This window comes from Myroides marinus (assembly GCF_900109075.1).
In the GTDB taxonomy this organism is placed as follows: Bacteria; Bacteroidota; Bacteroidia; order Flavobacteriales; family Flavobacteriaceae; genus Flavobacterium; species Flavobacterium marinum_A.
Genome location: NZ_FNYS01000030.1, coordinates 1 through 24,258, shown reverse-complemented (window position 1 = coordinate 24,258; position 24,258 = coordinate 1). Strand labels below are relative to the sequence as shown.

The 24,258-nt window shown below is 30.1% G+C and carries 19 protein-coding genes; 7 read left to right on the top strand and 12 right to left on the bottom strand.

The window, feature by feature from the left end; all coding sequences use genetic code 11:
* Positions 1 to 24: 24 nt before the first annotated feature.
* The 6 genes from BMX53_RS17740 to BMX53_RS17715 all read right to left on the bottom strand — a co-directional run bounded on the left by BMX53_RS17740 (position 25) and on the right by BMX53_RS17715 (position 6,485).
* A complete protein-coding gene (locus tag BMX53_RS17740) occupies positions 25 to 1,335 on the bottom strand; it encodes a DEAD/DEAH box helicase (RefSeq protein ID WP_063175059.1) in 1,311 nt (436 codons plus the stop codon).
* A gap of 73 nt (positions 1,336 to 1,408) precedes the next feature.
* Positions 1,409 to 1,894 carry a hypothetical protein gene (locus BMX53_RS17735; RefSeq protein ID WP_063175058.1) on the bottom strand — a complete coding sequence of 162 codons (486 nt, stop codon included), beginning with the start codon at positions 1,892 to 1,894 and terminating at the stop codon, positions 1,409 to 1,411.
* Between the two features lie 34 nt (positions 1,895 to 1,928).
* Positions 1,929 to 2,528: a hypothetical protein gene (locus tag BMX53_RS17730; protein WP_063175057.1), complete on the bottom strand. Its 600-nt coding sequence runs from the start codon at positions 2,526 to 2,528 to the stop codon at positions 1,929 to 1,931.
* 106 nt (positions 2,529 to 2,634) lie between these two features.
* Entirely contained in the window at positions 2,635 to 3,363 is a 729-nt protein-coding gene (gene istB, locus BMX53_RS17725) for an IS21-like element helper ATPase IstB (protein WP_074748197.1), read from the bottom strand.
* Positions 3,364 to 3,381: 18 nt separating this feature from the next.
* Positions 3,382 to 4,935 carry an IS21 family transposase gene (gene istA, locus BMX53_RS17720; RefSeq protein WP_074748195.1) on the bottom strand — a complete coding sequence of 518 codons (1,554 nt, stop codon included), beginning with the start codon at positions 4,933 to 4,935 and terminating at the stop codon, positions 3,382 to 3,384.
* A gap of 767 nt (positions 4,936 to 5,702) precedes the next feature.
* A complete protein-coding gene (locus BMX53_RS17715) occupies positions 5,703 to 6,485 on the bottom strand; it encodes a hypothetical protein (protein WP_074748193.1) in 783 nt (260 codons plus the stop codon).
* Between the two features lie 123 nt (positions 6,486 to 6,608).
* Between BMX53_RS17715 and BMX53_RS17710 the strand changes: the two genes are divergently transcribed.
* A complete protein-coding gene (locus BMX53_RS17710) occupies positions 6,609 to 8,378 on the top strand; it encodes a DUF262 domain-containing protein (protein WP_074748191.1) in 1,770 nt (589 codons plus the stop codon).
* 358 nt (positions 8,379 to 8,736) lie between these two features.
* Here BMX53_RS17710 and BMX53_RS19345 read toward each other — a convergent pair whose 3' ends face one another.
* Positions 8,737 to 8,943: a DUF5712 family protein gene (locus tag BMX53_RS19345; RefSeq protein ID WP_244154542.1), complete on the bottom strand. Its 207-nt coding sequence runs from the start codon at positions 8,941 to 8,943 to the stop codon at positions 8,737 to 8,739.
* A 745-nt stretch (positions 8,944 to 9,688) separates the two neighbouring features.
* Here BMX53_RS19345 and BMX53_RS17705 point away from each other — a divergent pair.
* Both BMX53_RS17705 and BMX53_RS17700 read left to right on the top strand, forming a co-directional pair.
* A complete protein-coding gene (locus BMX53_RS17705) occupies positions 9,689 to 10,123 on the top strand; it encodes a DUF3408 domain-containing protein (protein WP_074748189.1) in 435 nt (144 codons plus the stop codon).
* A gap of 189 nt (positions 10,124 to 10,312) precedes the next feature.
* A complete protein-coding gene (locus BMX53_RS17700) occupies positions 10,313 to 11,443 on the top strand; it encodes a hypothetical protein (RefSeq protein ID WP_074748187.1) in 1,131 nt (376 codons plus the stop codon).
* 34 nt (positions 11,444 to 11,477) lie between these two features.
* Here the strand turns inward: BMX53_RS17700 and BMX53_RS17695 are convergent, their stop codons facing one another.
* Positions 11,478 to 11,948 carry a JAB domain-containing protein gene (locus BMX53_RS17695; protein WP_074748185.1) on the bottom strand — a complete coding sequence of 157 codons (471 nt, stop codon included), beginning with the start codon at positions 11,946 to 11,948 and terminating at the stop codon, positions 11,478 to 11,480.
* A 463-nt stretch (positions 11,949 to 12,411) separates the two neighbouring features.
* On the opposite strand from BMX53_RS17695, the gene BMX53_RS17690 reads away from it, so the two are divergent.
* Positions 12,412 to 12,729 carry a hypothetical protein gene (locus BMX53_RS17690; protein WP_074748183.1) on the top strand — a complete coding sequence of 106 codons (318 nt, stop codon included), beginning with the start codon at positions 12,412 to 12,414 and terminating at the stop codon, positions 12,727 to 12,729.
* A gap of 51 nt (positions 12,730 to 12,780) precedes the next feature.
* On the opposite strand, the gene BMX53_RS17685 is transcribed toward BMX53_RS17690, so the two are convergent.
* The 4 genes from BMX53_RS17685 to BMX53_RS17670 are packed head-to-tail and all read right to left on the bottom strand — an operon-like array spanning position 12,781 to position 20,550.
* Positions 12,781 to 15,345, bottom strand: a complete 2,565-nt coding sequence (locus tag BMX53_RS17685; protein ID WP_074748181.1) for an alpha/beta hydrolase family protein — start codon at positions 15,343 to 15,345, stop codon at positions 12,781 to 12,783.
* 2 nt (positions 15,346 to 15,347) lie between these two features.
* Entirely contained in the window at positions 15,348 to 16,085 is a 738-nt protein-coding gene (locus BMX53_RS17680) for a hypothetical protein (protein ID WP_074748178.1), read from the bottom strand.
* 11 nt (positions 16,086 to 16,096) lie between these two features.
* Positions 16,097 to 17,476 carry a RagB/SusD family nutrient uptake outer membrane protein gene (locus tag BMX53_RS17675; protein ID WP_074748175.1) on the bottom strand — a complete coding sequence of 460 codons (1,380 nt, stop codon included), beginning with the start codon at positions 17,474 to 17,476 and terminating at the stop codon, positions 16,097 to 16,099.
* Between the two features lie 11 nt (positions 17,477 to 17,487).
* Positions 17,488 to 20,550 carry a SusC/RagA family TonB-linked outer membrane protein gene (locus BMX53_RS17670; protein WP_074748172.1) on the bottom strand — a complete coding sequence of 1,021 codons (3,063 nt, stop codon included), beginning with the start codon at positions 20,548 to 20,550 and terminating at the stop codon, positions 17,488 to 17,490.
* 1,432 nt (positions 20,551 to 21,982) lie between these two features.
* On the opposite strand from BMX53_RS17670, the gene BMX53_RS17660 reads away from it, so the two are divergent.
* From BMX53_RS17660 to BMX53_RS17650, 3 genes are all read left to right on the top strand, one after another.
* Positions 21,983 to 22,456, top strand: a complete 474-nt coding sequence (locus BMX53_RS17660) for a helix-turn-helix domain-containing protein (RefSeq protein ID WP_074748166.1) — start codon at positions 21,983 to 21,985, stop codon at positions 22,454 to 22,456.
* A gap of 153 nt (positions 22,457 to 22,609) precedes the next feature.
* Positions 22,610 to 23,560 (top strand): ADP-ribosylglycohydrolase family protein, encoded by a 951-nt coding sequence (locus BMX53_RS17655; protein ID WP_074748163.1) that lies wholly within the window; start codon positions 22,610 to 22,612, stop codon positions 23,558 to 23,560.
* The gene (locus tag BMX53_RS17650; protein WP_074748160.1) at positions 23,557 to 24,204 is read left to right on the top strand and encodes a PDDEXK-like family protein; all 648 of its coding nucleotides are present in this window, start codon (positions 23,557 to 23,559) and stop codon (positions 24,202 to 24,204) included. The genes BMX53_RS17655 and BMX53_RS17650 overlap by 4 nt, the downstream gene beginning before the upstream one ends.
* Positions 24,205 to 24,258 lie beyond the last annotated feature (54 nt).

Genomic DNA, 24,258 nt, shown 5'->3' with positions numbered 1-24,258 from the left:
AGCTTTTTTATAATTAAAAGAGAACTAGTCTCTAGCTATCTCTATCTTTACTTTTTTATTCTTTAATCTCGTATCTACAAGAGCAGTTAAAAGTGCTTTAACTTTCTTCGTATTCACTGCTACGAAGGCCTGTGTATCTCTTACATCTATTACTCCAATATCTTCTTTAGTCAGACCTCCTGTTTTAATTAAATATCCTACGATATCTCCTTTGTTAACTTTGTCTTTCTTACCTGCACTGATATAGACTGTTTTGAAATCAGTCTTATTATCTATTTGGTAATTTCCATTAAGGTCTTCAATAGGCATATCTGGATTAATGAAATCATACAGTTCTTCATTAGTTACCATAACATAAGCCTTTCCTTTAGCTTTCATACGTGCTGTACGTCCGTTACGGTGAATAAACGCATCTTCCTTCTCTGGAATTTGATAGTGTATCACATGGCCTATTTCTGGTATATCAAGTCCTCTCGCTGCTAAATCTGTAGCAATTAAGATATGTGCACTCTTATTTCTAAACTTCATAATAGCACGCTCTCGATCTTCTTGTAATAATCCTCCGTGAAAAGCACTGTTCGCTACTCCTCTCTTAGTCAATGTCTCACTAATACGCGATACCGCATCTCGGTGATTACAGAAGATAAGTATCGTATCCTTACCAATCTTTCCTATTAACTTAATAACTGTCTCTAATTTCTCCTCTGTGGTAGAAACTACTTGGCTAAATGTAAGATCAGGTTGTACGTCTGTTGACTTTAAAAAGTGAATGCGCTCTGGATTCTCTAATCCTGTAAACTCAGGTATTTTCTTTAATGCCGTAGCTGATGTCAACATTCTAAAAGCAAGATGTTCAAATGAATTGATAATGTAATCCATATCAGATTGAAAGCCCATTTCTAAAGCTTTGTCAAACTCATCAACTACATAACTTGTAACTGTATCTGTTAGAAAAGATCCTTCTTCTATATGAAAAGCAACACGTCCTGGTGTACCGACTAATACCGCTGGTGGGGTTCTGAAATTGTTATATTCTATCTTAGTAGAGTGTCCTCCATAACAAGCATTAATCTTAAATGCTGTACCCATCTTCTTAAAAACAGTCTCTATCTGTAAGGCTAATTCTCTAGTAGGAACTAATATCACAGCCTGTACTCCTTTTACGTTCGGGTCAAGACGTTCTAATAATGGCATTAAGAATGCTACAGTCTTTCCTGATCCTGTTGGTGAAAGAAGAACAACATTAGGGTTCTTCTGAGCAGCGTTAAATGCTTTAGTTTGCATTTCGTTTAACGCCTCAATATTTAAATTTTTAAGTATCTCTGCTTTATTCATGGAGCAAAGGTAGTTCTTCTTATTTTACTTTTAATATATGGATCTCAATAATTTTTTGAGTAAAGATTTTCAATTATTTACCTTTTACTAAAAAGGAGCTACTTTTTATAAGTTTTTCTTCACTATCATATATATCTATAATCAACACCTCACCCTCCTTACTTATACAGCCATTATAATCATTAAATAATGATGTTTTCTTCATTTTATTATACGATACATAGTAATTACGTCTATTATCATGATTGTTCTCTTCAAGTAACTCTATTTTAACCCAAGATAGCTCTTCAGGACATACCTTATGCTTAAATAATTCAAGAAAACCATAACTTTTATAAAAACAAAATTTACTCTGAAATATAATCCACTGCTTATTATCTATTACTAAAGAGTCAATTTCTTTTACAAAAATGTGATTCTCCTTTGCTATAGATATATTATCATTCTTTACAAAAAAGTAAATTACGAATTTCTGATTTTTACTTACCGCTATAGATACTCCAATATATAATATGCTTATGATAAATATGTATATTATAACTTTTATCGCTACTTTCATTACTTAAACTAAGTCATTTATTTTAGATACAATCTCATTCAAATTGACGCCCCATTTGCTTATCAATATTTCTCATCTTTAACATCGCAAAAAAAGTACTATCATTTAAAAAAACAGAGCTTATTTCAAGAGCTTTGGGCGAATTCAAGTATATAAAACTATTGTCTGCATATTTATAAAAACAAATAAAACCTTCTCCATACATGTAATAACTATCCAAAGTTTCATCAAACCCACTTTCAACAAAATGATATATTACTCTTTTTTCATTCTTTAACTGATACTCTCTTTTATCGACAAGTTTTACACTTTCATAAAAAAATTGTGTCAACTCACCAGGTCTAACAATATCTGTACTATCTTTAAAAGAATACAATAAATTAGAGGTTCTTTCTTTGATAAGAAAGATACCATCTTCTGTAACACTATATTTGAATTTAGTAACTAAATCCTGACTGTCAAATAATTTAATACTATCATATGACACAATAGCTCTATGTCCTACAGAGATACTGTGTGAAGTATCTATGACTAAATCTTCTGATACTATAAAATTAAATTCCCTTTGAAAATCCCTTCTTTTACAAGATAAAAAGACTAAAATAAACAATACGTATATAAAATAAACTCTCATATTTCTACATTTTTTGGTTATTTCGGTCAGACCGTGCCACCTATTTCGGTCAAATGGTGCCACTTTAAAAAGTTATACAATAATACAAAAAAAGTTATTTCAAACGCTAAAAGTTTGTCTTCCTCATTGATTCTCCATTAAGATCTATTCTATGAGAAGAGTTGACGATTCGATCAAGAACCGCATCTGCAATAGTATTTTCCCCGATTAAAGGATACCAAGCAGCTACAGGTATTTGTGAGGATAAAATAATAGAAGCTTGATTATACCTTTGATCGACGATATCAAAAAGCGCTTCTCTAATCAGATTATCAAAAGGTTGTAGTCCAAAGTCATCTAAAATAAGCAAGTCACATTTAAGTACTTTCTTGATTTCTCTTTGATAAGTTCCATCTATTTTACTTGATTTTAGCAGGTTAAATAGATTGGCTGTATTAAAGTAAAGTACTTTATATTCCATAAGACAAGCTTGATGTCCTAAGGCTTGAGCAAGATAACTTTTACCAACTCCACTGGCTCCAGTTAAAATAATATTCTGTTTTTTCAGTATAAAATCTAAGGTCGTTAGCCTATTAAAAGCATTTTTGTCAAGATCTCTATTATGGGTATAATTAATATCAGCTATACTAGCATTTTGCCTAAAATTAGCTTGTTTAATTAATCTTTCTACTTTTCTATTCTGTCTGTTTTCATACTCATGGTCTGTTAATAAAGCAATATATTCATCTATGGTAAAAGATGTGACTGTGTTGTCTTTCATGTGTCTGTTGTGTAATGAAGCCATGTCGCTTAATCGCATTGCTTTTAGTTTTTCGATAGTCTGATTGTTATCCATATAATTAATTATTAAAATTTATTGATAAGAAGAAGCACCTCTAATATTGGTATGTGAAGGGATATGAGGAGTATCTGCACCAAGTTGTTGTATTGTTTCTTGATTGAGATCCATCTTGTGATGAAGGATGTTTTTAATGTGAGTATAAGTTGCTATATTCTCTTTTAAAGCAAGTTCACAGGCCTTTTCTAATCTATCTGAACCATAGCTTTTATGTAGCTGTATTACTCCCATAACTCGTTTATACCCTATTTCAGGATATTCAACATTATCAAGTATTCTCTCTATACATTTCACTACATTCTCGCCATGAAGTTGCGCTTGCTTTTTAAAGAATTCTGGACTCCAACTAGTGTAGTATTGATGTGCACTTGATAGATGATCTTTCGTTGTGTTATATGATCCCTTGGCAGAATTTCGTTTATGCAGAGCTATGCGTATATGATTGTAATAAACTTCAACTGTGGTATTGGTGTAATGAATCGTAGTATGATGACCTATATAACGGTAAGGAACACTGTAATAGCTTTTGTCAGGTGAAAAATACACATAACCTATCTTTTGTACTTTAGCTCTTTTATAATCTTTGATTTGATAGTTAGAAGATGGCAGAGTTTTTAAATATTGCCTTTCTACAGACTGGAACAGTTCTACGCGACTTGCTTCTTTACGCTGAAAAAGCAGCCGATTGTAATGAGTTAATCTTGTTTGTATTTCTTGGTTTAGCTCCTCTAATGAAAAGAAGGTCATCTCTTTAATAGGATAATAGATTCTCTGATACACTAAATTAACCGCGTTCTCCACAAGGGCTTTATCTTGGGGAGAATAGGCTCTTGTTGGATTTACAACGCAATTATAATGGGAGGCAAAGTCTTTAAAGCTTCGATTAATCTGAGCTTCATATTTACTAGAACGAGATACAGCTGATTTTAGATTATCAGACACAATAGCCAGAGGAACACCTCCATAAAAGTGTAAGGCGTTGATACAACACTGGATTAAATCTTCTTTCTTTTGACTACCACATGCTTGAACATAGGTGTATTGACTGTTGGGAAGGATAGCCACAAAAACTTCTACAGGTATTATTTCTCCTGTAAGTTTATCTACATACGAAAGCTTTTTACCTGCAAAGTCTATGTACATTTCTTTGCCAGGTTCATGCTCTAACTTCATTGAACCTTTTTCTTGTTTATACTTGCGATTATAGTGTTCCATAAACTGAGTATAACTATAGGGATTTTCTGCAGTTTCAGCATATTGACTATAGTGATAGAGAAAGGTAAAACCGGGATGATTACGAGCTTTATTAACTATTTCAAAGTACAACATCAACGCATTATGACGCTGGGTATCAACAGTGGTAAAACTAGAAAAAAGCTCTGATAATTGCAGTGTTTCAAACGATAAGAGCTGCTCAAGTGAATACTCACTGGCAGCAAAGAGTTGCATATAGGTATTAACTGTATTGCGTGAAATACTTAGTGTAGCAGCTATTTTTCGATTGCTACAACCATCTAAATGCAAGGTAATAATTTGTTTTAAGTCCATTGGATCAAGTTTATTAGCCATATCTTATCGTTTTGAAAACAACAAGATAGATGTAATTAACTTTCCAAAGTGGCACGGTTTGAACCGAAATAACTAGAAGAGTTATTTTAAGTGGCACAAATCAAACCGGAAACTGGCACCATTAGAAACAGAATCACTGGCACAGTTTGACCGAAATGGGTGGCACAAGTACTCCGAAATCACTGGCACAAATCGAACCGAAATATCCATTTTTCATTTATTATAAAAATTCTGATGTTTAAAAAAGGTTTTAGGGTATATTATTTTAAGAGAACTTACAAGAGTAACTATTTACTTTCTTTCTCTGAAATCACATAAAGATACTGTATTCTATCTTTTCTGAATTAATCACTATAGGTAAATTTAAAATAATGAATGGAGTTTTCTGTGAAAGAATAGGTACAAATAAAAATAACATCTCATTGTGTTTAAGTATAATGTTCTTTTAATAGCCTAGGGATAAGAGATCCCATGTGGAGTTAATAGACACAAAGAAAAACAATATCTCATTGCTTTCGATATTCCGTTTTTTTATGCTCAACGTTGTTCTGAGAGTAAAACTCTCAACAACTTTTGCGCATAAAAAAAACCGATAACTCTCGTTATCGGTTTTCTTCGCGGAGAAAGAGGGTTAGCCTCTTTTACTTCGTATGCTTTATAAATAGAGATGTTCGCTTTTTTGAAGTATAGTGAGCACCTTATTCCGAAAGTTTTAAACTATGATTAGTTCTAATCTTTTTAAAGATACTAAAAAAAAACATAAAGTCTCAAGAGGCAAATAAAAGAGAGATAACAGCTCCAATTATACCACCTAAAATCAATGTTATAAAATATCCAATCCAATTATTTTGCAAAAAATACACTATAGAATGAGGATTTAAAAAAGAATAGATATCAGTAATTTTTGCTTTGTTTTTTAACTTATTTTCTGCAGTTCTTTGATGAATTTCTTCAATGAAATCAACTTTTTCAATATTTGAATTTTCAATGTCTTTAAATTCAAAATTTAATGCTAAATTAGCTTCTTCTTTACCTGTTTTCCATAGATTACCAATTTTTCCATCCATTTTATTCATTATCGCAAGATTTTCTAAACGAGGATGACTAGCATACTTCTCACTATAAATATTTTTTAATAAAATTGCTAAATCAAATCTTCTCTCAACAGGAATTTTATACTTATTAGATACTTTTAAAGAAAAAGCTCTATTTTCGATAACGTTAAACCCAAATTTTTCATTACGCATATTCCAATGAATCCAGTTGTATCCTTGGTGTTTTTCACTAAAACTAATAAATTTAGTTATCAATGCTTTTTCTAATTGATCTAAGTTTTTTGTAATATCCGTAATATTACTTAATACAGCTTCTTTATTTATTGAAAAAGTTTTTGTTTGCCCAGAAAAAAATTTGACACTAATTGAAGTTATTCGTGGTATTCCTTGTTCGTAACTATAACTTGAATAATGGATATACAAACAGTTTTCACCCATATTATACAACTTTTTTATAAGTCTTAATGCCTCTTTTCTTTTATTTATATCTACCATGTCATAAAACTACTTTTATTACAAAAATATAATATATATTCAAAATAACTTTTTAAACTCACTATTGTTTTTTCTAATTATATTACCGTATTTTAACTGAATATTAATATAACACATAATATTATGGCACTTATTACAAAACTTGACATCAAACCAGAAACTGTTGAGTCGGTATACACATTATATCGAAAGAAAATGCTTTTAGTTAATAGAAAATATCAACGCAAATTAGTTTGGACTATAGAAGAAAAAGAAAAATTTATAGATAGCTTGTATAAATCATTGCCAATTCCTCTAATTCTAAGTGCTATTACAAAGTATAAAGACAATAGTGTCTATGAAATAATCGATGGTATGCAACGTTTGAATTCAATAATCTCTTTTATAGAAAATGAAATTTATTTAGATGGAAAGTATTTTAATCTTGAAACTTTTGCTCTTACCAAAAAACTGAAAGATGAAAGAAGGTTAACTCAAAAAACTCCTGTAATGACAATTGATGAATGTTTGAAAGTGACTACGTATCAAATCCCTTTTTCAGTTACTACTTATGATAGTGAAAAAGAGATTGAAGAAATATTTAGAAGGATTAATTCATATGGGAAAACTTTAGCTAGTCATGAATTGAGACAAGCTGGATCTTTATCGTCCTTCAATAATATAGTTAGGACGCTTGCAGAAAATATTCGTAAGGATGTTTCTCCATCTGATAAAATACTTCTAGGGAATATGCGAAATATTAGCATAAATAATAGAGGGATGAAATATGGTATAGATTTACGTGATATTTTCTGGTATAAGCAAAATATATTAACAGAGATTAATATTAGAGCATCAAGAGATGAAGAATTGATAGCTCATTTAATTCTTGCTATATTAATGGATAACGAAATAAATATATCTTCAACTTCTCTTGATAGAGCTTATGGACTAAGTGATGAGGATGACAATATTGATACAGATAGATTAATATCAAAAAAAGGTGGTGAAGCTTTTTTAATTAGTTTATTTGAAACTATTTTTTCTGAGATTAATAGTGTACTTAATGAAGGAAGTGATAATTTTCAAAAACTTTTATTTAAAAAAGATAGTAAATATTTAAATTATGCCTACCAGGTTGTTTTCCTTGCTTTTTATGAATTATTAGTTAAACGTGAAATGAAAATAAATAATTATAAAAATTTAAATAAGAAACTTTCGGGAATTGGCGATACTTTAATTTTACCTCATATTGATAATATTAGACATCGATCATCAAGACAAAGATGTATAGATTCGATTGTTGGTGTGATTGAGAAAAATTTTGTAAAAAGAGAAGAAGCAGATCCTACATTAAGTAATGGAATTATAAAATTAGAATCTTTACTTGCGTCTGCAAAAGCAGAAAATACATCTTATGATTTTAAGCAAGGAATTTTTCAAATGGACAAACAAAATAAGCATATAATACCAAAAATAGTGGAAACATTAGGTGCTTTTGTTAATCAGGGGAAAAATGCTGTTGGATATATAGTTTTAGGTATTGCGGATAATGAGAATTTAGCAAATGCACATAAAAGATTTTATAACTCTACTTTTAAGAAAAAAGAAAATTTTTATATCGTTGGAATAGAAGATGAAGTAAAAGCTAAATCACTAACCGTGGACGATTATATGTTGAAAATAAAAGATTATATTAAATCTCAAGATATTCAACCTGAATATTATAAAACGCAAATATTAAAAAATATTGATTTATTCACTTATGAAGACAAATCTATAATTATTATAAAAATAGCATCAAAAGACGATCCATTTAAATTAAATAATAAATTTTATCATAGGCAAGCTAGTTCTACAGAAGAGGTTCCTTCCTCAAGTGAGAAACAATTGTGGTCATTGTTTTTAAATTAAAGCTAGACCACTTTATAACACAGAAGAGTAAGCTGTTTTAAGAGACTTTATCCTATGAATCTTGTAAACTGCTTACTCTATAAAATTTACACATATAAATTTATTTATGAAGCAACAATATATGTGATGACAAAATGATGTTTTTCACTGATTAACATTCATAACCTTCTTGTTTTATTCTTAATTGTACTTTTTTCTATTCATATAAATTGCCTCCTATATTTATGTAACTATTCAATAAGTTCATAAACTTAATGCAAAGTACTTGACTTACAAATTCATTATTATCTGTAGAAAGATTTTCTAGTATATACAAGTATTTACTATTATTAATATGATTTAAACTATTCTTCATTTGCTATAAAAAATGTGATTTTTTTTCTTCTACACTTCCGTTATTCATAGAAACAGAATACATTAGCCTATCTTTAAGCTCTTTTTGATAGTCAAACATATCATCAAAAAGCCTTTCACTATTCTCTTTAAAAGCAAGAGCAAACTGTCCAAACTTAGCAGAATGCACTTCGTTTTTACCCCTTGAATTATTCTTAGAACTAAGCTTTATTCTATTAGTTATATTTTTTCGGTTAATAATAATCTATAAATGCATTTGTTACCCCTCTTTAATATCACCAACGTTTACTTATTCGCTTTTTTCTTTTTCATCAATATCAGAATAATACCTAAAGTGTTCAAGTTTTTCAAAACAAAGAAGATCTTTACTAAATGGGGAAGTCTACACTTTGATACTATCCTTTAGAAAGTTCAAAATCATAAAATACTAAACATACACAAATGCAAATCAAATATTAGCATAAACCCCTCAATATTTTTAGTCTATCTATTCTTTCAACAAAAAACTAGCGACTTCGGAGTAGTTTTCCAGCCCTCTGCAAGAGCAAGTAGTTTTGAAAGCTCGAATCTTATTTCGAGTGCCTCAAAACATAACTTGCTGTTACCTTTGTGGTAACTTTTTCAACGTATTTGCAATATGTTTTTTCTAATGTAAACACTGTGTATAAACATATCAGTTAACGCCAAGTACAACACCTAAATACCTTTTTATCTATTGTTTATCTGTATTTCTAGTTATTTGTCAAAGCAATCAATGCTTTGGTTAGACAATCGTAAAATCGTAGCTACGACTTTACAGAGCTCCCAACGATTAAACGCACAAATAGATTGGTGATAAAACCTTTATACAGTTTGATGTTTGAAACAAAGGAGTTATAACTAAAAGGACAGAATAACATTTAACTAACAACATAGATAAATGAACAGAATTATAAACAGATAAAAAACTAGAAATTATGGATGATGAATTTAAAAAGAAACAGAGAATTGATGAAGAAGCGATGATGGCACTAATGGTTGATGGACTAAGACCTAATGGGTTTACAGAGGCTGAACTCAATGCTCCTGGTGTAAGAGATGAGCAAGAAGAAACTAAAGAGATACCAAAGAAGCAAAAGCGTGTAAAAAAAGAACAGGACTCTACTAAAGAGTGTAAAGTAGTGGAGTATGAAGAACTTTTTTTTAAAGATGTCAAAAGCACCGCACGTCATGGAAAGTCAGTTTACATAGATCCAGAACATCACAAAATCCTTTCTCGTATTGTTCAGGTCATTGCGGATGATAAATTGACTATCTATGCTTATCTCTATAATCTACTAGAGCATCATTTCAACGAGTTCGAACAACAGATAACTACGAGCTTCAATGAAAAAAACAAGCCTATCTTTTAAGCATTTCATTAAAACTGATTGATATCTAATCCCATAAATGATATGGCTGTCCCTTAGCTTGATTCTTAAACTTATTTTTGTTTTAAGGCATAAAGAGAACTTAAAAATATCGTAATTAATAAAAGTAATATTCTAATACTAGAACAAGAATAAAATATTTAACTTGCTACATATATAAAAAAATAAGAAATGAGTTTTAAAGAAGATGAGTTAATAGAACTAATGGAAAAATATTATAGAGGGGACAAATTGATTGACCTTAAAACTGAATATAGATTTAATTTAACTGCGTCTGAATTGGTTAAATTGTTTCCACCTGATGTCCATGACAGTAGTTGTGATTATTGTAAAGAGAATTATATTTCTTATAAGAAAGTACGTAATCAGTCTTGGAGAGATAATACTTTTATTTTTTGTCCAAACTGCCAACACAGTCCTGAAAACAGAAATTGTATGTGTGATTATTGTATAGAGAAAAGAGAAATTTTAAAAGAACAAGAAATTACAAAGAAAAAGCAGTTTGTTAGAAATAAAGTTAACTATAATCAAGCATTAGATATAGATGAGTTAACTTTAATAGAGAAAGTATATTTAGGGACTCTAATAAGAGAAGGATTTATTGAAAATGAGAATTATATAAGGCCTCTAGATACATTTTCGTCTCCTTTTGCACCTACAGAAATTTATTCTAAAGAGATTATTGAAAGCCTATTTAGACAGGGAATAATTTTATTACACGAAGATAATTTGGAGTTCTTTAATCTTATAGACGAAGAACAAGAAAAATATAGTTTTAATCCTTTTAAAGTATCGTGGAAAGTAAATATTTCAAATATAGAAGAAGAAGAAATAATTAATTCTTTACTCTATCCTAATATCGATTTAAAAGAAGATATTGATGATTTAATGAAATTTTGGAAAGAAATCGCTATTAATGAATGTATTGAGTATTTACAACAGAATATTAGTAATGTATTTAAAATGGATTTTATTTCAGGTGATATAACTAAATCTAGTTTTAACTCATTATTGGAAAATTATTCAGTATCCCAGATATATGCATTAATTTATTCTGCAACAACAAATGCATTACGCTTTTATACTGAGAAAAACATCACAAAAAAACATGCCATGAATACCGTAGTATCTAATACTAGAAATTATGGGGAAAGATCTTTATCTGAAAATAGAATAATTGCAAAATACACAAGAATCAAAAATTTACCTCAAAGCGCGTTAAGTAAATTTTATTTCAATGCTGTTTTAAAAATAAGTGACAAAGGTTTTAATGAGCCTCCAAAAGTTAAGTTTATTATATAAACTAGTAAAAATACACTCAACATTACAAAGGCACCTATAAGGTGCCTTCATCTGCAAAAGAGTAGTAACTCTCTGCTGTTATAATTAAATGATCTAAAAGCGTAATATCAAGTATCTTACTTGCTTCTTTAATCTTTCTTGTAATTTGTCTATCAGCATCACTTGGAGCTAATTTTCCTGATGGATGATTATGTACAATCAAAAATGCTGTAGCATTCGCTTTTAAAAGAGCAGAGAAGATGATTCTTAAATCTACTATAGTACCTGTTATCCCTCCTGAGGAAGCTTGTAATACTCCAAGTACTTTGTTGTTGTTTGAAAGCATAAGTACTTTAAACTGTTCTAATAATTCAATCTTATTACTATCCCAAGCTTTTAATGCTATTTGATATGCACTATAAGAAGATGTAATCTGAGGTCTCTGTGAAGCCTTTACTTTTGATTTGTAAATTAATTCTACTTCTGAGGCGATAAGCCATTCTTTGTTTAAAACTGTAGTTTCCATACTATTAAATTTTTAAATTAATTATGGAGCCACAATTGGTAATGGCTTAGCGAGCGCAAGAAGCAACGCAATAAAGCGAAGACTTTAGTCAAGCATTTATGGGGGAATTTCTTGCTAGCGAACCGCTTGGCATTGCCTAACTTTGTGCTATTATTAATAAAAAATAATACTCTACTACTTAAATGAAGAATTAATTATACTATGAAAATATGCGGAAAACACGTATTGTTTTGAATTATAAAGAGTTGTAAGTTTACCTCATAAGAATTTTTTCATGATTATATTTTTTTAGTTGAAGCTGTAATACTATACTTTGTACACGTATAGTAGGGATAGAAAAGTTCGATTTAGGGTAGCTACATAAATCGACTATGGTAAATAAAAGACATTGATTAACTTTAAAAGACGACCATTTTTATAACGAACACGAGGTTTGTTATATAATTTCAAAAACAATAACATTATGAAACAATTTATAAAAAACCTACTTATGCCATTTGCTGTTGTTGCAATGCTAAGTTTAGGTGCATTCACAATGAATGCTAGTAATAAAGCTGATAATAAAATTGAAATATCAGAAGAGACTGCAACTCCTTATGGAGGGGATCTATATTATTTAGACGGAGCTGTATTTAAAAAAGCAACGCAAATAGTAAAGAGAGATTGTTCATTTGAAGGATTTGGCCCTTTGTACGAAGAAGATATTAACTCAGAGACTCATCAAATCTATGGATGGGATTCTTCTGTAGCTGAATATAAACCTCTTCGTTTAATCATGTAATTTTACTGATTACAGAGCAAGGGGACATCGTCCCCTTGTTTTATTCTCTTATTAAAAAGTATCTAATTGATTCCATGAGTAATTATCATAATCAATTCCTTTATTAATCCACTGAATACTTTTATTATCTTTTAAGAAATACTCAAACCAATCCATCACTCTAAGTGTTAGGTCTTTGTTTTCAACTTTCTGATTAGGCATAACGTCATGTTCAACATTTTTGTAAAATAGAGCAATCGTTGGTACTTTATACCTTTTTAAAGCAACATACATTTTACGAGTGTTTTCCCAATGTGCATTTTCATCTTTTAGCCCTGTCCATAAAAGAATAGGTGTTTTTACTTTATGAGCATATAATAGAGGAGAATTAGCCAAATACTTTTCAGGATTCTCTGCATAACTCTGTTTAAATCCCAGTTGTCCACTCTCTACCATAAACCAATCAAGTTTATTTCTGTAGGTATTATACCGATACATTGTACCACCAATTACATCATGAGGTGCTCCTCCACTGATAATGGCTGAGAACATATTTGTTTGAGTAGCGATAAAACTGGCTTTGTATCCTCCGAAAGAATGACCTATCAAACCAAGCTTTAAAGTATCAATTGCAGACTCTTTTTCACTAATAATCTTTACACTATTTTTAATTGATTCAAGTGCTCCTATTCCAGGCCCCTGCTGAGAAACATACGACTGAACATAAAATACAAAATATCCATTGTCGTTTAAAAGTGGAATATTAAAGCCCGTAGAATTTATCATTGAGGACAAAAGAAATTGTTTACTATCTGTATCATCTTCAGCGTAAGTATAAACAATCATAGGATACTTTAGCTCTTTATTAAAGTTTTTTGGATAATAAAGCGTTCCTTTTAATTCTCTTCCCGTTTTAGTTTTAAAACTAATGGTTTGTTTTTTTCTATTACTATAAAGCTCTTGTGGAATATCACTTTCCAAAAGAGTGGTTATTTTGCCGTTATTAAGCACCTTTAATGAAACAGGTACATTGTAATTCTCTTGTGTAAAAACAATAGTTTTTAGGTCTTTGCTAATTAAGTTGGGTAAATATGTTAATCCTCGTGATAGGTCATTTTCTTTTGCATCAATCAGCAATTTAGTACGAGTATTATCAATACTGTAAATCAAAGTATTTGAGCTGTTTTTAACTGCAACTATAATTGGAAATTCAGTATTGATTGTTGCATTTATATCATTGTTGTGCTTAGTTTTATTAGCAAAAATCAAAGAAGTTTTCCCAGTAAAACTTAGAAGGCTTACTTGTTTTTTCGTGGATAAGTTTAAACGAGTTAATGTATTGTTCACTACAAGAAAAACATATTCAGAATTGGTTGACCATATAGGTACATCAACCGTTGATGCATCACAGTTTATCATTGTGGTTTTATTGGTAACGAGCTCTAGTATTTCCCATTTTGATTTATCCTTGTCAATAGGATAAATCATATACTTTCCACATAAAGAAGCAATAATATTCTTTGAATTATTAGTCTTAATTGATTGTACAATATGACTATTAGATGTATTTAGTACATCAAACTGTATTTGAGTATAAGAAGCACTAAAATCTTGGTAAGTAAAAGGATTGTATGATAACATATGATTGGGAAGATTTATAAAATCCGAATCACTCTCTCTTTTTCTTTCCAACTCTTTCAATGTCTTTGTTTTAGATTGATAGATAAAAGCCTTGTATTGAAGTACAAATTTTTCTTTAAAAGAACTTGGATGTAAAAATCGAGTATTCCCATTCCATATATCCAAATATTCACTTTCTTCAAGCTTCTCATCTGTTTTTATATTGTATTTAATAAATAGATCATCATTGGAATAAAAAGACAACTCAAATCGCTCCAAAGGCTTCTTACTAAGTTGAATGGTATCTACTTGTTTTTTCTCAAGATCCAACAGATATATGATATTTTCTTTCTCAAGAATAGCCATTTTATCCTGAGTGACATTCCAATAAGGAGATAGTAAATCCCCCGAATAGTCAATTTCAGCTACTTTAAAAGATTCTAAGTCCAAAACATAAGATGTATTGCAATCTTTCTTTTGATAGATTAGCTTTGTTTTATTCTCATTGACTAAGAACTCAACTACTTGATTATCATTGAATATTATTTTGTTTTTTTCTCCATCTTTATCCAATTGTACAAGATTTAAAACTGCATTAGAGGATAGTGTAATTAGTAAATTCTTGTTGTCAAAGGCCTTGGAAGCGAATTGTTTGATGCCATCAGCTTTAAAAACAGATTGATTTGTTTCTAAATTAATCACACTTAAGTATTGATTTTTTTTCTCAAGTATTAAATCATTGTACAACAAGTTGGCTTGTAAGGTGGAAAGATCATTTACAATTCTTTTCTGTTTGGTTTTAGTGTTGATATAGAATATAGTATCTGCTCTATTATTATACCCATAGGTTTTACTTGCTATTACCCAGTTTCCATCTGGGCTAATTAAAAATGGACGGATGGTATAACCAAGGGAATCAATTACGATTCCCTCACTATAACTACTTGCTACCAAAGAATTAGAAGACAGTAATCCCACGAAAATTAAAATCAATTTATATATCAAATATGTTCTCATAATTACAAATACAAATTAATAATTGTATCATTATAAGCAGTAAAACGTATTGCATCAGCAGATAAAGCTTGTATACTACAAAGGTTCCCTTTAGGTACTTTTAAATCAAAATTCCCAAACTGATCAGTTAAATGATACGTTCCAATTCCCATTACATTGTTGTTAAAAGCAGAACTAATATCCATGTTTTTAAGTGGCTGATTTGTTTTCTTACTTTTAATTGTTCCTCTAACTGATACTAATTGTTCAGGATCAACATTTTTGATGAGATTTTCAATATTTGACTTTAATACTTCATTGCTATTAATCAAATTCTGATAGCCCGCTTCATCTTTTTTTACTTCAATATCAATAGTTTGACTTTTGTCCAAATTTGCAAAAGTGTACTTGCTTACATCCCTTCCATAAATAATGTGATTGGGAATAGCCATTAGTGTATCTCCCTTTTCTATGGTAATTTTATAATACCCTTTTTTATCTACAAATACCCTTTTGTTTTCTCCATAAGCTTTTTGTGATTCATCTTTCCAAATCCACTTGTTTTTAATATTTATAGTGGTTAATCCCAAAGGAACAGAGTCAGTTCCTTGAACTAAAACTCTGCCTTGAATAACTATATTTTCGTTATTGTCTGTAACTCTTCTAGTGGTATGCGTATTAGATTTACAAGCAGCAAGCAATATTCCAATCAATAAAAAAGGAAAAATAGAAGTGTAGATTGTTGTATAATGTGTTTTCATGTCAAATTAGTTTAATATCCAGTATTTTGTGGATGTAAGTTTCTGTTTAAAAGCAATTGAGTTTCTGGAATAGGAAGTTGTTTATAACGATCTTGCCAATTGGGTTTTGTTAAAGTTAGTTCACTTAATTTATCCCATCTTTTTAAAGTATAAAACCGATGAACAGATTCAGTAAAAAACTCTTTAAAAGACTCTTGTAGCAAGTTTTGTTCAATCTGTTCTTTGCTTAAATTAAGAGGTAAATCATCTAATCCTCTTTTGCGTCTGATTTTATTAATAATCTCTATAGACTGAACATTTTTCTCCTGTTTTAGTAAGCTTTCTGCCAATATAAAATAAGCGTGTTCAACTCTATAAAAAATAGAATTCTCATCGGTATTACCTGTCTTATTCTTGTACTTATACACACCGTAATAGATTTGATTCCCTATTTTAACTTCTGTAATCCAGTTTGTTTTTCTTAAATCGTTAGCATCAAGTAATCCCATTAGTTTATCGCTAATAGTAGAGGTAAAACCACCAAGAGCAGTAAACACATAAAGGCTTGCTTCAGGTGTCACAGTTGTATTTTGTTCAAGTGATAATTGCCACAATGTACTTTTGGCTGTTTTTTTAAATGTTTTAGAGAGATCAGGTTCAATTTGATAGAGACTATTGTCAACCACTTTTTGACTATAAAGCTCAGCTAACTCATCTTTTTTCTGAAGCAAGTAATTTTCAGCTAAAAGAAGTTCTGCTACAGCTTTATTGACATAATACCTGTCAGTACTTCTATACTGGTAGGTTAACAGCTCGATGGCTTTTAAAAGATCTTCTTCTATTTTTAAGAGTACTTGGTTCTCGGATGTCTTTCCAATGGTGGTGTTATCCTTATAATCAGTTGAAGTTGTATAGGGAATAGCTCCATAGAGCTGGACAATATTTTGATAGTACAACGCTCTTAAGGTATAGGCTTCACCTAATAATTGATTTTTACTTAGTGTGTCTATAGAAGGTGACTGGCTAAGTTTATTTATAAAAAGATTAATCGCATAGATATTCTGATAAGCATTATTCCACCATTTGGTTATTTCACTATCATTAGGTTCAATACTATTTTGATGGAAGTATTCTACTGAGGTACCTACAAAATCTAATTCGTCAGTAAACAGACTCATTCTAAAATTGATTCCCGAAACATCTTTAGAGAAGAAAGGATTGTTTCTAAGATTAATATAAATGGAGTTTAAAGCTGATTTTGTTGTATTTATATCTTTGAATACTTCTTCTTGGCTTATTCTATCATTTGGTAAATCAACGTCAATTAAGCTCTCACAAGAATAAAAGAGAATTACAAAAAAAACGACTAAAATAGATTGTATCAACAATCTTGATTTATTTATTGTTTTCATAGTCATAAGGGTTAAAAAGTTAATTGCATTCCAAAAGAATAAGTACGAAGTGGAGGTAAATATCCATAATTTGTAAATTCTGGATCCATGCCTTTATATGAAGTAATTGTCCAAAGGTTTTGTCCTTGCATATATACTTTTAAGGACGTGTTTTTCGCTTTTGGTAACGTTAGGGTATAAGCAATTGATATATTCTTTAATCGGATGTAAGAAGCATCACTAATTGTAGCATCACTATCTACAAATGGAAGAGCATTATTACGAGCTGTTGCATTATTAAAAGAAGCTCCAATATATGTTGCTTGTGTATTGTTTGGATTCCATCTATTAACAAAATCTACAGGTAAATTATTTATAGCTCCACCTGGTATAACATGATTTTTATTTAAGTTGTAATTATCTTGCTTCTTAAAATAGAATAGAAAATCTAGTGTAAAATCTTTGCATGTGATTGTATTTTGTAATCCTCCATAGAATACTGGATTTAAACTTTTGACAAGAGTTTTGTCATTAATATCTATTTTACCATCCTTATTAAAATCTGTAAATTCATACAATCCTGTTTGTGGATTTAAACCATTGTATTGATAGAGTTTAACAATATTTAAAGGCTCACCTATAACGTAATAGCTACTTTGTGTTCCTTCATCTAATCCAGGATACGAGATTAGTTTATTTTTTGGAAGTGAGATATTAAAGTTAGTAGACCACCTCCAATCTTGTGTAGCGATGATATTTGTATTTAAGGTAAATTCCCATCCTCTATTATCTACCACAGCAGGAGAATTGGTAACAATTGAATGAAATCCAGTAGTACTTGGTAAACTAAGTCCAATTAACTGATCTGTTGAACGATTATTATAAAAAGCGATGGTAGTATTGAATCTATTATTTATAAAACTCAGCTCTAAAGCAGCTTCAAATTTGGTTGTTTTCTCCCATTTATAACCTGGATTATATAAAGAGGTAGGTGATAAACCTGTTTCATTATTGTATCTACTTGAAGTAATTGTATAGGTGTCTATATAAGCATAGTCCCCAATATTATCACTACCTATCACACCATAACTTGTTCTAAATTTCCCAAAAGAAAGCCATGATGCATTCTCTAAAAATGATTCTTCTGAGAATATCCATGCCAGACCAATTGCACCAAAGTTTCCAAACTTGTTTTCTTTGGCAAACCTACTTGAACCGTCTCGTCTTGCTGTAAGATTGACAATGTACTTATTGTCATACTTGTAATTTAGCCTTGTAAACAGAGCAATGTATTTATACTCTGAATTCGATGTGCTACCAATGTATTTTTCTTTAGCAGCTCCAATGTTTTTAATCAAAGTATTTGATGAAAAACCAACTCCTCTAATATAACTTCCATCAAATGTATTACTTTGATAAGTTGAACCAACAAGTACATCAAAAGCATGTTTGTCTATTTCTTTAGTATATTGCAATTGAGGTTCAACTATATAAGATTTAAAAGAAGTATTTGCCTTACTGGTATTGGACATTTCACTTGTGTATCCTTCAGCTGGATTGTAAATAGTATGTGGTGTGATTTTCCACTCTTCAAAATCTGTGTTAGTAATTCCTGCATTTGTTTTAAGAAACAAATTAGGTAAAATGTTATATGAGAGATTTGTATTTAAAACAAGTGATTGTGTTTTGTTTTCATAAGTTTGATTTAGTTGAGCTAAAGGATTATTAAAAGTGCCATTTTCCCAGTTAAGACTGCCATCCTCAGCATATAACGCTGGTGCGTTAGGTGCTAATTTTAGTGATTGACGAGTAAGATCAATAATTGGAAGATTATTTGATTGTGCAGCATAAGAGGTAGAGGTATTGATTATTAATTTATTGTCTTTACTTCTGTGATTGAAATTTAATAGTAAAGCATTTCTCTTATATCCATTATCAGTTGGAAACACTGTAGTGCTTTCATTGCGAGAAAGATTCATATTATAGCTTGTATACTCATTTCCTCCTTGAATACCTAAAGCGATGTTTTGGTCAATTGCAGTATCTCCAATGAATTCTTTTTGCCAATCGGTATATCTATTTCTATCCCATGTCCCATTAATATCATAAGCATTAACTGGATATGTTGTAATACCACTATTTTTAAAAGCTTCTTCACGCATTTGAATATATTGCTGAGTATTCATCATATCCATGAATTTTGCTACTTTGCTAAAAGCAATGGAAGAGGAAAAAGTAAATTGTGTTTTATCTGATTTTCCTTTTTTAGTAGTGATAAGTACAACACCATTAGCTCCACGGGAACCATATATAGCTGTTGCATCAGCATCCTTTAAAATTTCGATATTTTCTATATCCGATGGTGGTATTGTATTTAAAGGTGAAATTCCATTTTCAAACATTTGTACTCCTAAACTTCCGTTTGTTCTACCCATTGCATTAGATAAAAAAGGTACTCCATCAATAATATACATTGGGTTGTTTCTACCAGAATTAGAACTATCTAAAAAGTTACGCCCTCGTATTTCTATATTCATTCCGCCTCCTGCAACACCACTACTTTGGGTTATGTCAACCCCTGCAACTCTTCCTTGTATAGCCTGCAATGGATTAACCACAGGTTGAAATTCAATATCTTTTGCAGTTACACGGGCAATACTTCCTGTACGCTCACGGTCTTTAACGCTGTAATATCCTGCGTTAACCACAATTTCATCTAGTGTACTGCTATCTTCTAAAAGAGTAATATTTAAGACAGAACCGTGATAATCTGAATAAGTAATAGTCTGCTGTTTATACCCTATCATTGAAAAAGTAATTTTATCACCTGCGCTTATCTCAATAGTATATTTTCCGTTTAAATCAGTTGCTACAACTTTATTGTCACTGGTAGATATGTGTACACCACCAAGAACACCTTGACTGTCTTTTACAATTCCAGTTAATTTAATCTTTTGCTTATTATCAGGTAAGGCATTTGGCATTGTAAAAAACAAGTAATGATTATTTGATACGGCATAGTTTGGATAACAGATTAAGAAACTTAATAGCATAGTTATCCTGTAACCATAATTGGTTAAAATTTGAGTTTTCATAATATTTATAATTGAAGTGATATAAGAGAGCTTTAAATCATTAAGATTATTATTGCCGTAGTACTTAGATAAGTCTGTTATATCAAGGGGTTAATTAATTGAATTTTAAAACCATCTCCTTTACTCTAAAGCATGTCTCCCAAAATGCGATATAGAGCAAGGAGATAGTCATGGACTTTTATATGTCTTAAAATCCCTTTAAGCCATATTTTGTGTTGTGTGTTTAAGTGCTCACTAATAGTTTAATTCTACATTAACCAACTTAGAATAAACTAAGTAGTGAGCGTTTTTCTCCATAGTGTAATAGTTTTAATGTGTGATTAATAAATAGAACAGTGAATAAATTCTCTTCATAGCTTTTTAGTTACTAACTAATCAATTTGCTCTATTGACTTAAAAATGAATATATTGATAACAATACGTTTCAAATTAATAGGCAATAGGAGTCCTGTACGCATCTAAAAAACTATCTTAGACATTGCGTAAAATGTGTGTTTATTCTAACTAAATAAGTAATAGGGTAGCCATTTAACATTAAAGTGTTAATATCAAATTAATCTACATCGATAAGATTTAGTTAAACTAAAGTTTAATCATAAGCTAAATGTGAGTTTAGTTACTAATTTTTGTTGTTTGTAATAAAATGTAATAATTGAAAAAATCTCGAATAGAACATTCGATAAGTCCATTAAGGAAGAGGTATTGTTAATCTTCTATGATAGAATGTAAAACAATATAACCTTGTTTTTTTAAACCTTTTAGAGCTTGTTTGGGAGACAGCATACATAAAGGTCTGTTGTATTTTTAAGCAAAGAATAATTATTTCTTTTGCTTTAGTTCCTTGGATAGTCCAGTATATACATACCAGACTATCACATCTTATGACCTTTACTTTTGGAGAACTGTAAGAAAGGATTTACTTTTAGAGTGCGAATCAAAAAAGAAAAAAACCTAAGTAACTTAAAAGTTATCTACTATGTAAAGGTAATAGTAGTATAAAATAGGGCAATCCCTGTTCTACTACTATTAATGAGAGAGACAATTGCTTTTAGTGTAAAAACAAAAAATCGCTCACATAAATTATATGAACGATGTTTAAGTATGATAGATCAAACCTTGTAAAAAAGCAAGGAGCGGTTGCATACTTTCAAGCCGAAGGGGTCCTAAGCCCTTTTGAGTTTAACTCAATGCTTTTGAAAGTATACGTGAGTACCGCTCACATGCAAAGACAAAAGTATGAAACTTTTTTGCATGGAGCGACTGCACGGTTACTCTCGCAAGCAAATTTAGGACTTCACGGCGCGAGATAACATCGTTTGTTAAGCGTATAGCTTAATCAGTCTATTATTAGATACAAATATAAACAAATAATCAATAAACACAAAAAGTTTTAAAATAAACACTTTTTGTATTTATTAAAAATATAAACTTTATGTCATACAAATTAGAGATTGGACAAAAACTAAAGAAAAAAAGAGAAGAGTTAGGTTATACACAAGGAGATATTGTATATATGACTAAGATATCTAAAAGCTCTATTATAAAGATAGAAAATGGAAAAACTACCAATATGGACTTTTATTTCCTTTATGCTGTTACAGTAGAATTATCATTACAATCATTATTAGATGTGAAAATTGATTTAGCACCTAAAAGAAAGCTGACAGAAACAAGATCTAAAGCGATAAAGTTGACAATGAAGATAAAGAACTTAATATCAGAGAATTTTTTTAATACCCCAAAAACTGTAGCTGATATAAAGAAAGAATTACTAGAAAAAGAGCTAATAGATATTTCACTTAAAAGTGGAGAGATATCAAATGTTCTTAGGAACATTGAAAAAGAGAAAGGTATAAAGGTTATTAGAGATGGAAAAATAAATAGATACAAGGAAATTTTGTTATAAAGTTTAATTCTTTGTATTTATTACTAACATTTATAGCCTTGGTTTATCTTTGAGAGAGTTTACTTATAAAAAACAAAGAATCCTTTCTTAAGAGTTTGGGATGCCATTTATATGATTTAATTTTGAGAGGCAATCTTTAAAAACAAGTATAAAATGTCCCACTTAGCACAAGATATCCTATTCGGTGTAGCAGTAGCTGATGCTTTAGGAGTTCCTATCGAATTTAAGTATCCAAATGAAATAGATATAGAATCTGTTAAAACTAATTATCAAAATGAACCTAATAGATTAATTGGGTTTGGTTCTTGGCATAAACCTGTTGGAACCTTTAGTGATGATTCTTCTCTAACTTTTTGTACAGCAGAATATTTAGTCTCTGAAGAAAGTGATTTAAATGATTTAATGGATCGTTTTAAAGATTGGATGAAAGAAGGTTATTGGACTGCTGATGGAGACACTTTTGATATTGGAAGAACAACTTTATTTGCTATTGAAAATTTTGCAAATGATTATAATTGGAGAACGGCAGGACTCAATACAGAACGCGACAATGGAAATGGTTCTTTAATGCGTATATCTCCTTTACTCTTTCCGCTCTTATATGACAAGAACATTACATATCCTTACAGCTATATTAGTAACTTTAGTAGTTTAACTCATGCACATAAAATAGCTATAGATAGCTGTTATATCTATCTTATCTATGCCAAACATCTTGTTTTAACTAAAGATGTACGTCTAGCATATGAAAGCCTTATAAATGACTTGGCTTCTACATATCAGGAAAATGAATACTTTAAACGTATCTTCTCTCCAAATTTTAAAGAGATTGATCCAAGTGAATTTAATAATAGAGGATTTGTAGTGGGAAGTTTAGAAATTGCTCTTCAAACTATACTTACTACAAATAGTTATGAAGAAGCTATTTTAAAAGTTATGTCCTTAGGTAAAGACACTGATACAAATGGAGCAATTACAGGAGCCTTGGCAGGTATTTTATATGGATTTGAGAGTATTCCTAAGCATTGGATAGAGCCATTAAAAAGGAAAGAAAATATACAATTGCTAGCTGAGCAGTTGAATTTTAAATATAAACTATTATGATAGACAAACTAAAACAATTAGAATCAGATTCATATTTTCAAAAATTAGTTAATGATCTCAAAGAACCGAACCTGTTTAATGTTCTTAAATTAGACAGATATGAAATAAGACATTCCACTTTTCTAGCTTGGTTATTAGATCCAAATGAAAAACATTGTTTAGGAAATATTTTTTTAAGTCTCTTTCTTTCAGATATAGTAAAAGATAAAGACCTATTAAATCAAGCTAAGTTTAAATGGATAAAAAGGGAAACTGAAAATGACATTGATATTTTTATTGAATTTGATAATATGATAATTGCAGTTGAAAACAAAATCGATAGCGATGAACATTCAGATCAATTAACTAAATATACTAAACATTTAAAGTCTGTTTACCCACATATATCAAATCACTTTCTAGTTTTCTTAACACCAAATGGGAAATTACCTAAGAAGAACAATGAATATATTGTTTATTCATATTCACAGATAGCTCATCATATTGAAAGTGTCCTAAAAACAGAACATTTAAATATCAATACAAGAGCACGTATTTATATAGAAGACTACTTACACTCAATAAATGAAAATCTAATGAAAAATAATCCAGAGAATATTCTAGGTGAATATTCCACTGAAAGTGAACAGCCTATTCCGGTGTGAAAGTGAACAGTGTATTCCAGTGTGAAAGTGGACAGTTCTTCGCCTTGTTTTTTA

Excerpts from the sequence above, each read along its gene's own strand:
- BMX53_RS17740 (WP_063175059.1), bottom strand. The coding sequence starts at position 1,335 with ATGAATAAAGCAGAGATACTTAAAAATTTAAATATTGAGGCGTTAAAC.
- BMX53_RS17735 (WP_063175058.1), bottom strand. The coding sequence starts at position 1,894 with ATGAAAGTAGCGATAAAAGTTATAATATACATATTTATCATAAGCATA.
- BMX53_RS17730 (WP_063175057.1), bottom strand. The coding sequence starts at position 2,528 with ATGAGAGTTTATTTTATATACGTATTGTTTATTTTAGTCTTTTTATCT.
- istB (WP_074748197.1), bottom strand. The coding sequence starts at position 3,363 with ATGGATAACAATCAGACTATCGAAAAACTAAAAGCAATGCGATTAAGC.
- istA (WP_074748195.1), bottom strand. The coding sequence starts at position 4,935 with ATGGCTAATAAACTTGATCCAATGGACTTAAAACAAATTATTACCTTG.
- BMX53_RS17715 (WP_074748193.1), bottom strand. The coding sequence starts at position 6,485 with ATGGTAGATATAAATAAAAGAAAAGAGGCATTAAGACTTATAAAAAAG.
- BMX53_RS17710 (WP_074748191.1), top strand. The coding sequence starts at position 6,609 with ATGGCACTTATTACAAAACTTGACATCAAACCAGAAACTGTTGAGTCG.
- BMX53_RS17705 (WP_074748189.1), top strand. The coding sequence starts at position 9,689 with ATGGATGATGAATTTAAAAAGAAACAGAGAATTGATGAAGAAGCGATG.
- BMX53_RS17700 (WP_074748187.1), top strand. The coding sequence starts at position 10,313 with ATGAGTTTTAAAGAAGATGAGTTAATAGAACTAATGGAAAAATATTAT.
- BMX53_RS17695 (WP_074748185.1), bottom strand. The coding sequence starts at position 11,948 with ATGGAAACTACAGTTTTAAACAAAGAATGGCTTATCGCCTCAGAAGTA.
- BMX53_RS17690 (WP_074748183.1), top strand. The coding sequence starts at position 12,412 with ATGAAACAATTTATAAAAAACCTACTTATGCCATTTGCTGTTGTTGCA.
- BMX53_RS17685 (WP_074748181.1), bottom strand. The coding sequence starts at position 15,345 with ATGAGAACATATTTGATATATAAATTGATTTTAATTTTCGTGGGATTA.
- BMX53_RS17680 (WP_074748178.1), bottom strand. The coding sequence starts at position 16,085 with ATGAAAACACATTATACAACAATCTACACTTCTATTTTTCCTTTTTTA.
- BMX53_RS17675 (WP_074748175.1), bottom strand. The coding sequence starts at position 17,476 with ATGAAAACAATAAATAAATCAAGATTGTTGATACAATCTATTTTAGTC.
- BMX53_RS17670 (WP_074748172.1), bottom strand. The coding sequence starts at position 20,550 with ATGAAAACTCAAATTTTAACCAATTATGGTTACAGGATAACTATGCTA.
- BMX53_RS17660 (WP_074748166.1), top strand. The coding sequence starts at position 21,983 with ATGTCATACAAATTAGAGATTGGACAAAAACTAAAGAAAAAAAGAGAA.
- BMX53_RS17655 (WP_074748163.1), top strand. The coding sequence starts at position 22,610 with ATGTCCCACTTAGCACAAGATATCCTATTCGGTGTAGCAGTAGCTGAT.
- BMX53_RS17650 (WP_074748160.1), top strand. The coding sequence starts at position 23,557 with ATGATAGACAAACTAAAACAATTAGAATCAGATTCATATTTTCAAAAA.